Source organism: Undibacterium sp. SXout20W (assembly GCF_049340285.1).
Classification (GTDB): Bacteria; Pseudomonadota; Gammaproteobacteria; order Burkholderiales; family Burkholderiaceae_D; genus Undibacterium.
On record NZ_JBMPPH010000003.1, the window covers coordinates 131,662 to 144,018 of the forward strand.

Below are 12,357 nucleotides of genomic sequence, written 5' to 3' on the forward strand. Positions count from 1 at the left end.
AGTAGAAACACATGCCCTCATTTATTGAACTCGGCCTATCCGAGGACATTGTTCGTGCAGTTAGCGAACAAGGTTACACATCACCAACCCCGATTCAGTTACAGGCCATTCCGGCTGTCATCAAGGGTGGGGATTTATTGGCTGGCGCGCAAACCGGTACCGGAAAAACTGCGGGTTTCACCTTACCAATACTCCAGCGCCTTTCCACTTCTGCCAACGCTCCTAAAGACAAACTTTCCAAACGTCCGATTCGCGCATTGGTTCTCACACCGACCCGCGAACTCGCTGCTCAGGTTCAAGAGAGTGTAGAAACTTACGGAAAATATGTTCCACTGACATCTGGTGTGATTTTTGGCGGCGTCGGTATCAATCCTCAAATTAAGTTGTTGAAGCATGGCGTTGATATCTTAGTTGCTACGCCAGGCCGCCTGCTGGATCACCATCAGCAAGGCACAATCGATCTGCGCAACATTGAAATTTTGATCCTCGATGAAGCTGATCGGATGTTGGATATGGGATTTATCCACGACATCAAAAAAGTTCTCGCGATATTGCCGGCAAAACGTCAGAACTTATTATTTTCAGCGACTTTTTCTGACGAAATCAAAGTACTAGCAGATCGCCTTCTGAACAATCCTGAAATGATAGAAGTTGCACGGCGCAATTCAACGGTTGAAGTCATTGCACAGAAAATTCACCCAGTTGATCGCGATAAAAAACACCCGCTACTTGCCCACCTGATTAAAACGCATCAATGGTCGCAGGTTTTAGTGTTTACCAGAACCAAACATGGCGCCAATAAGTTGGTCGAACAATTAGCAAAAGATGGCGTCGCCGCGATGGCAATCCATGGCAACAAGAGCCAATCAGCACGAACCAAAGCGTTGGCCGAATTTAAAGATGGTAGCTTACCGGTACTTGTTGCAACAGATATCGCTGCACGCGGGATCGACATTGATCAGTTACCACACGTGGTGAACTATGATCTACCTAATGTTCCAGAAGATTATGTGCATCGCATTGGTCGTACTGGCCGCGCTGGTGCGACCGGAGAAGCAGTCTCGCTGGTTTGTGTTGATGAATTTAAGTTACTAGCTGACATCGAAAAATTCATCAAACGCCAAATTCCTCAAGAAATTGTCGACGGCTTTATTCCAGATCCGCACGCCAAGGCTCAACCAATTCAATTACGCAGTTTTGAAGGACGCGGAACGCCCCCTGGTGGCAGAGGTCAACGCCCTCAATCAGGAAATAAACCAGCACAACAACGTACACAAAGCCGCACCCCAACACAAGGCGCAGCGGTAGTACGTGACGGTGGTAGCAAACCACGCCCCGCTGGCAATCGCCCCACCGTAAAGCAATCTACACCACGGCGCTCTGGCGGCCGCGGCAATGGCTAAGCGAACAAAATAGTTATTAGTAGTTAAGTTGTGAAGGGTAATAAAATCAGGATTGTAAAATCCTACTTTTATTACCCTATTTTTATGCCCAACAACATCGGTCATTTTATAAAATTTAAATCAACACCGCACTTACAAAGCATAGCCAGCTGTCGACTATAATGGTTGCCGCGGAATCTGCTCATTTGTTGTGATCAGTATCAAATTGAAGAGCGTGAAAAAATGCTTTCACGCTTGTGTTACGAGCTGAATTGACAGAGCCACATTTAATAAAATGACGCGAACCAAAAGCCTTGAAATAGTTAACTGTCGCCATTCAATTTTCGCAAAATAAAAATTTCAATTTAACCAATAAAAAAGCAGATACTTAAGATATAAAACAATAAAAATCAACGAATTATGAGTACAGAAAAAAGCACACACACCCCGATGATGCAGCAGTACCTCAGCATTAAAGCGGAACATCCAGAGACCCTGGTCTTTTATCGCATGGGCGATTTTTACGAATTATTTTTTGGCGATGCCGAAAAAGTTTCACGTTTGCTGGGCATTACACTCACCCAAAGAGGTAGTTCTGGTGGAAACCCTATCAAAATGGCAGGAATTCCGTTTCACTCATTAGAACCGTATCTTGCCAAACTGGTCAAGATGGGCGAGTCAGCTGCCATTTGTGAACAGATCGGTGACCCAGCGACAAGCAAGGGACCTGTCGAGCGCAAAGTAATGCGCGTGATTACGCCTGGGACGTTGACAGATACAGACTTACTACCCGAAAAGTCTGAGCGCCCTCTGCTATCACTGTGCTTACTGCAACATAGAAAAACAGTCACCGTTGGACTCTCGTGGCTTTCGCTGGCCAGTGGGGCTTTAAAATTAATGGAATTTGCAACGGATGAGAAATCGTTACTGCAAAGACTCCAACATGAATTGGAACGTATATCACCAGCAGAAATCTTAATTTCAGCCGGCACCTTATTGCTTGATGAACATTATCAACTTTTGCCAGGCAAATTTTCTGAGGTCCCTGATTGGCATTTTGATGTAAAGCAAGGTCAAAAAGCACTACAGGATCAATTAGGCACCAGTAGCTTAACTGGCTTCGGCGTAGAAAGTATAAGTCCCGCACTTGGCGCTTCAGGCGCTTTGCTGCGTTACGCAGAAAGCACACAAGGCCGCGGTTTAAAACACGTCAACAGCCTCACAGTAGAAAGTGAACATGAGTTTATCGGCCTCGACACGGCAACCCGTCGAAATCTTGAGATCACTGAAACATTACGTGGTCAGGAATCGCCTACGTTATTTTCCTTATTGGATCATTGCCGTACAGCGATGGGCGCGCGACTCTTACGACACTGGCTACATCACGCAAAACGGGATCAGAAGATCGCGCGGGCACGCCATGATGCGATAAAAGCTTTAATTAAGGCGGATTCTGCGGATGGACTTGCGACAACACTGAATGCCGTTCCGGATATTGAACGCATAACGACCCGCATCGCCCTGCAATCTGCCCGGCCACGTGATTTATCAAGCTTAAGAGACGGCCTGCAACATCTGCCAAATCTACGTAATTACGTCAGTATGTGCATTGCCGACAATCAAACCAGCGTCCTGACCAAAATACTTACCGATCTAATGACGCCCAGTGATTGTTTGGACTTATTAGAGCGTGGACTGATGCCATTGCCCGCCACGATGGTGAGAGATGGCGGCGTTATTGCGACTGGATTTGACGTTGAACTCGACGAACTGCGCGCACTCTCTGAAAACGCAGGTCAATTTTTGGTCGATCTTGAAACGTCGGAACGAGAGCGCACTGGAATTACGAATTTACGTGTTGAGTACAACCGCGTTCATGGTTTTTATATCGAGGTTACGAATGGTCAGAGCGACAAGGTTCCTGAAAATTATCGCCGTCGACAAACCCTCAAAAATGCCGAACGTTACATCACGCCAGAATTAAAAGCCTTCGAAGACAAAGCCTTATCCGCTCAAGAACGGGCTTTAGTTCGCGAAAAAGTGCTCTATGAAAAGCTACTGCAAGACTTATTGCCGCACATCAGCCTCTTGCAGGCCATAGCACACGCTATTGCTGAATTGGATACCCTCGTTAGCTTGACTGAGCATGCAACCAAAAATAATTGGTGCCCACCTGAATTGGTATCTGAGCCCATATTACAAATTCATCAGGGACGGCACCCTGTCGTTGAAAACCAAATTGAACGATTTATTGCTAATGATTGCGATCTGTCGCAAGATCGCAAACTGCTTTTAATTACGGGCCCCAATATGGGTGGTAAATCAACATTTATGCGCCAAGTCGCATTAATTACATTACTTGCCTATATTGGCAGTTACGTACCTGCAACTTCCGCCACAATCGGCCCTATCGACCGTATATTTACACGAATTGGTGCTGCGGATGATCTTGCAGGAGGACGCTCAACGTTTATGGTGGAAATGACTGAGTCTGCCGCGATTTTAAATGGTGCGACTGAGAATTCGCTGGTTCTCATGGATGAAGTCGGCCGCGGGACATCGACATTTGACGGCCTTGCATTGGCATGGGCGATTTCGAAACATTTAATTCAAGTTTCTAAAAGTTTCACGCTATTTGCGACCCATTATTTTGAATTAACTCAATTACCGGAAGTTCATCCTAGTGCCGAAAATGTCCATCTTTCTGCAGTGGAACACAAAGAGAACATTGTTTTTCTGCATGCCGTGCAACCAGGCCCAGCTTCTCAAAGCTATGGTTTGCAAGTTGCCCAACTTGCCGGCATTCCGCAGTCAGTTATTCGCTCTGCACGCAAGCACTTAACAGAACTGGAAGCACATTCGTTACAATCTACACCCCAGTTTGATTTGTTTTCAGCCCCCGCAGTACCTGTCGGAATTGAAGAAGACGTAACCTTGCCTGATCCAATAGAGAATGAATTAAATGATGCCCTAACATCAATTGACCCTGACGCAATGACGCCACGTGAAGCCTTAGATGCACTTTACGATTTAAAAGCATTGCAAAAGAAATATAAAAAATAGAAAAAAAGCCGCAAAAATGCGGCTTTTTTTTCATCACAATTCACAGATTAAATACAAATAATAAGACGCTTGTTATTACCCAGAATTATCAGTCTACATTAGTTTAAATCAGTGAATTGGGTGGCTGCGGTATTCATTCCCTGCGTCCTCATCTTCATCATCGTCATGGTGATGTCCATGCTCACCGTGCACATGACCATGTGCGATTTCTTCATCAGTTGCCTCTCTGACGTCATCAACCGTGACAGAAAAACGCAAAGCAATCCCTGCCAAAGGATGATTGCCATCCAAGACAACCTTGTCGTCCGCAATATCGGTCACTGTAAAAATATGTGCTTCCTCTTCCGACTCATCGGACTCATCAGAATCCTCCGGCATACCTTCAAATTGCATACCAACTTCCAAAGGCGAAGGAAAGCGTGAACGTGGCTCAACCTTAATCAGCGCAGCATCGTAGTCGCCGAAAGCGTCTTCGGGGTTCAATTGCAACGTTGTTGCGTAGCCGACTTCTTTACCTTCCAAAGCTTCTTCGATTTTTGGAAAAATATTGTCGTAGCCACCATGAAGATAAACCATAGGCTCTTGCCCTTCTTCGATCAGATTATCTTGCGCATCTGTTAACTTATAACGGGCCGTCACGACTGAGTTTTTGACGATCTTCATACAACTTCCTTAAAAAAATATTCATCCCTGATTATACCCGTCTGGAACAAGCATTCATGCAGGCATATAATACAGATATGAAAAAAAATTCCACACCCCTTCCCCTGCTGGGCGGACTCAGCGCAGATCAATTCTTCAGCGAATACTGGCATAAGAAACCATTAGTCATTCGCCAGGCTATTCCCGGGTTTTCTCCCTTACTAAGTCCTTCTGAACTATTTGCGCTAGCTGAGCAGGATGACGTTGAATCCAGATTAATCAGTTTTTTTAAACAACATTGGGAAATGAAAAATGGCCCAATTAGCAAACTTCCTCTAAAAGAAAAGAAAGATTGGACTCTTTTAGTACAAGGCGTGAATCTTCATAATGACGCTGCAGATAACCTATTAAGACAATTTCGCTTCATACCAGACGCCCGATTAGATGATTTAATGATCAGTTATGCCGCAGATAATGGCGGCGTAGGTCCTCATTTTGATTCTTATGACGTATTTTTATTGCAAGCACATGGCCAACGACGTTGGCAAATTGGCGCCCAAAAAGATTTGTCTTTAATCGAAGGAATGCCACTGAAGATATTAAGCAACTTTATACCGGAACAGGAGTTTATTCTTGAACCTGGCGATATGCTTTATCTTCCACCGCAGTACGCACATGATGGCGTCGCGATCGGAGAGTGCATGACTTATTCAATAGGTTTTCGTGCGCCCTCTTATCAGGAACTTGGCGAATCCTTCCTTGGCTTTATGTCAGATACAATCGACTTACCGGGCCGCTATGAAGATCCAGAATTGCAAGCAACCATACATCCCGCGGAATTAAGTACGGCAATGGTCGAGAAAATCGGTGCCGAAATTGCAAAAATTAAATTTTCTGAAGAAGACATCACCATTTTCATCGGTGAGTACATGTCCGAACCAAAAGCTAGCGTATTTTTTAACTCTCCAGAAAAACCACTTAGCCCAAAACGCTTCGCGCAAAGCGCACAGAAACGAGGCATTCGGCTGTCTTTGAAAACAACCATGCTATACAAAGGCAAGCATGTCTTTATTAATGGCGAGTCTTTTGCTGTTGGAAAAGAAGATGCAAAGCTACTGATTAAACTAGCAAATGAACGTTGTCTGAACGGCGAAGATTTAGCCAATACGACGCCCGACGTCTTAGAGGCATTTTGTCTTTGGTATGAAGATGGCTGGTTACAATTAAGCTAATGGTTTTTTCCTTTCAACATCATAATTGGAATGAAAATAGCGTAATCTTCCAAAAAATCCGCTATTTTCAGGTTTAGACGCTTTGCTCGGTGTAAATTTTTAACAAATTAGGGGCAATTAGGCATCAATGTCTATTCCATTGCCGGAAAAATCATTATAATCATGGGCTAGGAAACTTTCGGAGGAGTTGCTGGATTTATTTCAACAGATTCCTTTGAGTAAGCCTATAGAGCGATAATTACCGGTAATTATTCATCGCAAAATTTTGATCTTATTTTTTGATCTACTTATTGAAAGTACAAACATGAAAAAATCACTCTTGCTCGTATCCCTGTTAGCAATCGCTTTGGTAGCTTGTGGCAAAAAAGATGAAGCACCAGCATCCGCTGCTGCACCAGCGCCAGCTTCAGCAGCAGCTGAAACACCAGCAGCAGCACCAGCACCTGCTGCAGCTTCTGACGCAGCTCCAGCTTCTGACGCAGCTCCAGCTGCTTCCGCAACAGCGGCACCAGCTTCCAAGTAATTTTTAATTACTTGTTAAAAAGCCGACCAACTGGTCGGCTTTTTTTATTACCAGAATCAATTGAGTATATACATCAATTTATATATTCAAGAACTCAATGACTCATTGGTTCATTGGTTCATTGGTTAATTGGTTCATTTGTTCGTCAGTTCATCGGTTCGCCGGTTCATCGGTTCATCGGTTCATAGGCTCTTGATACATATGAATGTAAAAGCCACACTTTACATCCAAGCATCAATCAAATCGGCGATAAAATGAAAAAACGCGGCAAGCCGCGTTTTTTTTCGTTACGTTGAAGCTTATTTCAACTGCTCCTGCAGCAATTTTAATATCTTGTCTGCAACGGCGGAAGAGTCAATCTTACCATCCGCATCCTGAACAGTGACAGTGCTTGCGTCACCTGCATCCGCATTTTTAACAAACACACGATATTTCTTCGCATTTTTATCAGCATCTGATGATCCGAATGAGAACAATTTAGAGAAGAAGCCTTCACTCGCACCTTTTGTTTTCGCTTCGATATCCTGATCGATATAACGAACAAAGTACAAGCCTTTTGAACGATCTCTATCTTCAACAGTGAAGCCCACACGATCAAGAGCCAAGCCAACCCGACGCCATGTTCGGTCAAAACCTTCATCAACCGAAATATAGCTTGTGTCGCCATTTTGAAGCAATTTTGAGTGAGGTTTACTATCTGTTACAGCTGCAGTAGTCACTGCTTGCTTAGCGCCATCTGCATCTGCACCTAAACGCACCATCAGACGCGTCAAAAACTCTGCTTCAAGACCCGGATCTTCCGGACGCGACGTCCAGACAGCAGTATCTTTTTGAGCACCCGACAAAACTTCCTGAGCACCACGATGACTGATGTAGATTTCTAGTGAACCATTAGGACCGCGCTCTAAACGCGTGCGAAACTTATCACGCTCTCCAGTAGAATATAATGAATCCAAGACTTTACCCAGCGTGTCGCGAATAAAATCCTGTGGGATTTTGGCGCGATTTTCAGCCCAATCCGTTTCCATCACGCCAGCTTCCTGATTTTCCACATTAATCAAGAAACCCAACTCTTGCCAAAAATCTTTAATTTGCGGCCACAAAGCCTCTGGTGACTGACGAGAAATCACCAACCAACGCTGATTACCCTGACGCTCGATGTGCATATCCTTTAACTGACCAGGTGCGATCGATGCGCTTGCCACCGCTGCCTTATCGCCTTTTTCGAGGTTATAACCGGAAGCTGTTGCGGTAGACTTGTTCGCTTCAGGGACTGCAAAACGGCTATCACGACGAATTTGCGTCAGATCAGGTGGAACTTCCAAAGAGACTGTCGTCACCTTTCCAGCGCTCTTGTAATCAATCTTGTTAGGCTCCAGCAAATTACCCACTGAAGTACAACCAGACAATCCAACTAACGCAACAGCGCCGATGATCCCATTTTTAGCAACAAAGCTTTTTGCCATGTGAAAGTCCCTACGAATTATTATCAATTAAAACGACCTGGAGCAAACGACTTGGTAACAAATCGTTCAAGATGATGCTTATTGTAATACACCTGCTTCACGCAACGCAGCACGAACCGTCTCATGGAATTGCTCAGACATAGGAACGAGGGGCAAACGAATACCGGAAGAAATTAACCCCATTTCCATTAATGCCCACTTAACAGGCAAAGGATTCGGCTCAACAAACAATTTGTTATGCAGAGATAAGATGCGATTGTTAATGGCAATGGCTGTTTTTGTATCACCGTTCATCGCTGCGACACACAACTCATGCATGGCACGTGGCGCCACGTTCGCAGTCACTGAGATATTACCCTTGCCACCGCAGAACATCAGCGCCATAGCAGTAGGATCATCGCCGGAATATACCGCAAAACCCTCTGGGGCCGAGCGAATCAGCTCAATACCGCGTGCAATATTACCGGTGGCATCTTTTACACCAATAATTCCCGGAATTTGCGCGAGACGCAGGATGGTGTCGTTGGACATATCGGCAACGGTGCGACCTGGAACGTTATACAAGATCACTGGAATATCGACTGATTCAGCAATTTTTTTGAAATGCTGATACATACCCTCTTGAGTTGGGCGATTGTAATAAGGCACAACTTGCAAGGATGCGTCTGCACCAACTTCTTTTGCAAACTTTGTAAAAGCAATTGCTTCAGTGGTCGAATTACTCCCTGAACCTGCAATGACAGTGACCCGCTTATTAACGTGCTCAACCGCGACACGAATTAATTCGCAATGCTCCTCTGGAGAAACTGTAGGCGATTCACCCGTCGTCCCAACGATTACGATACCGTCAGTACCTTCAGCAATATGCCAATCAATCAACGTACGCAAGGACGGCAAATCGAGACTGCCATCAGCATGCATAGGGGTCACAATAGCAACCAGACTTCCCTGTATCTTTGTCATGTTAGTGCACGAAAAAAGTAAAACCCCGATTGTAGCGGATAGACTGCCAATCGGGGGCGTAAAAAGCTGGAATTTGGATTCAAACTATTCAACTAAATGGTTCTTATCAATTCAAATCAGGTCATTGAGCGAAGAAATTGCCGTTTTACGCGCACAAACGCGTTGCACCATGGCTGGCTTCGGCACCTCAACAACACCTTCCTCATATGCGATGACATGCATATCCACTGATGCGTTAGAAGCCATTTGCTGCAAAAGTTCACCTGGTTTTAATAAAAACTGTGGATTTGATGGTTTTCCAAAGAATGCGTTGCCCGTGGCGAAGGTTTCATAAATAAGAATACCTTCAGGTTTTAGACTCGCTAACAAATGCGGAAACAATGGTCGATGCAAATAATTGCAAACAATAATCGCAGAAAATAAATGATCCTCGAAAGGCCAGCTCGCTGTCTCAGGGTCAGGGTCAGGCTCCAGATCATGATGCAATACTCGGCTACCCTGCTGCTTTAATGCTAACAACGCGTCAGCATCGCGATCCAATGCCATTACTTCATGGCCAGAGGCGAGCAACCAACTGGCATGCCGTCCGCTGCCGCAGGCTAGATCGAGTATCAATCCCGGCGGCAATAGATGGGCAAAACGCTGAACCCAGGGAGAAACCAATCCAGGTGTACTCCCTCCCAAGCTTATTGGACAGTTATCTACAGACACGGCGGAATTATAAAGCCAGAAAACCAAGCAACATCGAAAAAGGCGTCATCAGTTGCTCGAGAAGAAAGTTAGAAAGAACGATGACAGGCACCAACCAGAATTGCAACCAATGAATCATCACCATTCCCATCACAATGAAAAACCCATAGGGTTCAACTTGGGCAAATTTATAGGCAAGTTTATTCGGCAACAAGCTGATTAAAATCCGACCGCCATCCAGAGGGGGAATGGGAAATAAATTAAAAGCGAGCATCACCAAATTGGTGAGCACACCCGCATCAGCCATTTTTATAAAAAAAGGCTCCGCTATATTTGCAGAATTCAATATCACGCCAAGCAGCATCCAAAAAAAGGCCATGATAAAGTTCGCGCCTGGCCCCGCCAGTGCCACCCAAGCCATATCTCGCTTGGGGTTTTTCAGCTTAGAAAAATTGACGGGCACTGGTTTAGCGTAGCCAAATATAAACCCGCCACCAGTAGCAATACTGGCCACATATAAAACAACGGGAATAATAATCGTTCCCACGGGATCAATATGCACCAGCGGATTAAGGCTTACCCGGCCCTGATTGTACGCCGTCGAATCACCAAAATATTTAGCAGCGTAGCCATGCGCAGCTTCGTGCAAAGTAATGGCAAATATCACTGGTAACGCATAAATCAGAAGCGTTCTAATCAGTTCACTGATGTCATTCATATGTTGTTTTAATTATTGCCAAAAAGAAATTCAAATTCGCTAATGCTACATTGAGAAAGAACGTTAGAGCCAAAAGACAGAGTCGAAATTTGCACGAAATAAGACGCTTAGACAACTATAAGCCAAACACGCTGGCATCACCCCTGCCTTGACGGATTAACTCAGGCACATCGCCCGTCATGTCTATGACCGTCGTTGGTGTCAAACTGCATGGTCCCCCGTCTATAATCAAATCTACCAATTTTTCCAAGCGCTCGCGAATCATTTCTGGATCCGTAATTGGCTCATCTTCGTTTGGCAAAATTAAGGTTGTGGCCAGTAATGGTTGTCGCAATTCATCAAGCAGTGCATGCGTAATCTTATTTTCAGGGACTCGCAAACCAATGGTCTTACGTGACGGATGACTCAACCGTCGTGGCACTTCCTTGGTTGCTTCTAAAATCATCGTGTACGGTCCAGGCGTCGCCGTTTTGAGCATACGGTATTGACGGTTATCGACTTTCGCGTACAGGGCAATTTCTGACAAATCGCGACAAAGTAAGGTCAAATGGTGTTTTTCATCGACGTCACGAATCTTTCTCAGACGCATGACTGCATCCTTATCATCTAAGTGACACACCAACGCGTAACAAGAGTCCGTCGGCACCGCAACAATACCGCCGCCATCAATAATTTGTACAGCCTGTTTAATCAATCGCAGCTGCGGATTATCTGGATGAATCTGGAAAAATTGGCTCATAAAATGAATAAAGGCGGTAGCATTTGCTACCGCCAGAAAAGTTAATGCTGCATTATTTAAGGTTTTGCAACGCTGCGATACGCGCTTCCATTGGTGGATGCGAGGAAAATAATTCCGACCATCCCGGTTTATCACTGATGCCGGCAGCAGCAATTGACTTTGGCAACTCTCCGGGAACCATACCGCCCAAACGGGCTAACGCGTGAATCATCGGTTGACGATTTCCCAACAGACGGGCTGAACCAGCATCGGCACGAAATTCACGTTGGCGCGAAAACCATGCAACGATCACTGAAGCAGCAATCCCAAACACGATTTCACAGACAAAGACGGTAATCATATAGCCAATACCGGGGCGGTCATCGTCATTATTCCGGAAAAATGTCTTATCAACCAGATAACCCACTACTCTGGCCAAAAATACGACAAAGGTATTTACAACGCCTTGAATGAGCGTCATGGTCACCATATCACCATTGGCAACGTGGGCAATTTCATGCCCTAGAACAGCTTCGACTTCTTCTTTTGTCATGCTTTGCAGCAATCCTGTCGACACAGCAACCAACGCGGAATTTTTGAACGCACCGGTCGCAAAGGCGTTAGGTTCACCTTCATAAATCGCGACCTCAGGCATTTGAATGCCTGCGCGCTCAGACAACATACGAACCGTGTTCACCAGCCACAATTCAGTTGACGACGTGGGTGAATCAATCACCCGCGCTCCGGTCGACCACTTTGCCATTGGCTTACTGATCAATAAAGAAAAAATAGCGCCTGTAAAACCGACCACTAATGAAAACACCATTAATGTTCCCATTTGCAAGCCATTGGCAGTTAAAAACCGATTAACACCAAGCAAGGAGAGTACGATGGACATGACCGCCATCACTGCCAGATTGGTGAGCAAAAATAAAACAATACGCTTCATGCTATCCCTCC

11 protein-coding genes are annotated in these 12,357 nt (G+C 45.1%); 4 read left to right on the plus strand and 7 right to left on the minus strand.

The window, feature by feature from the left end:
• Positions 1-11 precede the first annotated feature (11 nt).
• Both ACO0K1_RS03150 and mutS read left to right on the plus strand, forming a co-directional pair.
• Positions 12-1,403, plus strand: a complete 1,392-nt coding sequence (locus ACO0K1_RS03150) for a DEAD/DEAH box helicase (RefSeq protein ID WP_423022608.1) — start codon at positions 12-14, stop codon at positions 1,401-1,403.
• A gap of 399 nt (positions 1,404-1,802) precedes the next feature.
• A complete protein-coding gene (gene mutS / locus ACO0K1_RS03155; RefSeq protein ID WP_423022610.1) occupies positions 1,803-4,445 on the plus strand; it encodes a DNA mismatch repair protein MutS in 2,643 nt (880 codons plus the stop codon).
• Positions 4,446-4,553: 108 nt separating this feature from the next.
• On the opposite strand, the gene ACO0K1_RS03160 is transcribed toward mutS, so the two are convergent.
• Complete coding sequence (locus tag ACO0K1_RS03160) at positions 4,554-5,108, minus strand: FKBP-type peptidyl-prolyl cis-trans isomerase (protein WP_423022612.1); 555 nt, start codon at positions 5,106-5,108, stop codon at positions 4,554-4,556.
• Between the two features lie 56 nt (positions 5,109-5,164).
• On the opposite strand from ACO0K1_RS03160, the gene ACO0K1_RS03165 reads away from it, so the two are divergent.
• Both ACO0K1_RS03165 and ACO0K1_RS03170 read left to right on the plus strand, forming a co-directional pair.
• Positions 5,165-6,319 (plus strand): JmjC domain-containing protein, encoded by a 1,155-nt coding sequence (locus ACO0K1_RS03165; RefSeq protein WP_423022614.1) that lies wholly within the window; start codon positions 5,165-5,167, stop codon positions 6,317-6,319.
• Positions 6,320-6,623: 304 nt separating this feature from the next.
• On the plus strand, positions 6,624-6,842 hold the full coding sequence (locus tag ACO0K1_RS03170; protein ID WP_423018390.1) for a hypothetical protein: 219 nt from the start codon (positions 6,624-6,626) through the stop codon (positions 6,840-6,842).
• A 299-nt stretch (positions 6,843-7,141) separates the two neighbouring features.
• On the opposite strand, the gene bamC is transcribed toward ACO0K1_RS03170, so the two are convergent.
• The 6 genes from bamC to htpX all read right to left on the minus strand — a co-directional run bounded on the left by bamC (position 7,142) and on the right by htpX (position 12,346).
• On the minus strand, positions 7,142-8,308 hold the full coding sequence (gene bamC / locus ACO0K1_RS03175) for an outer membrane protein assembly factor BamC (RefSeq protein ID WP_423022616.1): 1,167 nt from the start codon (positions 8,306-8,308) through the stop codon (positions 7,142-7,144).
• A gap of 78 nt (positions 8,309-8,386) precedes the next feature.
• Positions 8,387-9,271 carry a 4-hydroxy-tetrahydrodipicolinate synthase gene (gene dapA / locus ACO0K1_RS03180; RefSeq protein WP_423022618.1) on the minus strand — a complete coding sequence of 295 codons (885 nt, stop codon included), beginning with the start codon at positions 9,269-9,271 and terminating at the stop codon, positions 8,387-8,389.
• A 111-nt stretch (positions 9,272-9,382) separates the two neighbouring features.
• A complete protein-coding gene (locus ACO0K1_RS03185) occupies positions 9,383-9,982 on the minus strand; it encodes a class I SAM-dependent methyltransferase (RefSeq protein WP_423022620.1) in 600 nt (199 codons plus the stop codon).
• A 7-nt stretch (positions 9,983-9,989) separates the two neighbouring features.
• A complete protein-coding gene (locus tag ACO0K1_RS03190; protein WP_423022731.1) occupies positions 9,990-10,670 on the minus strand; it encodes a site-2 protease family protein in 681 nt (226 codons plus the stop codon).
• Between the two features lie 124 nt (positions 10,671-10,794).
• On the minus strand, positions 10,795-11,418 hold the full coding sequence (locus ACO0K1_RS03195; RefSeq protein WP_423022622.1) for an L-threonylcarbamoyladenylate synthase: 624 nt from the start codon (positions 11,416-11,418) through the stop codon (positions 10,795-10,797).
• Positions 11,419-11,470: 52 nt separating this feature from the next.
• Positions 11,471-12,346 carry a protease HtpX gene (gene htpX / locus ACO0K1_RS03200; RefSeq protein ID WP_423022624.1) on the minus strand — a complete coding sequence of 292 codons (876 nt, stop codon included), beginning with the start codon at positions 12,344-12,346 and terminating at the stop codon, positions 11,471-11,473.
• Positions 12,347-12,357: the final 11 nt, after the last annotated feature.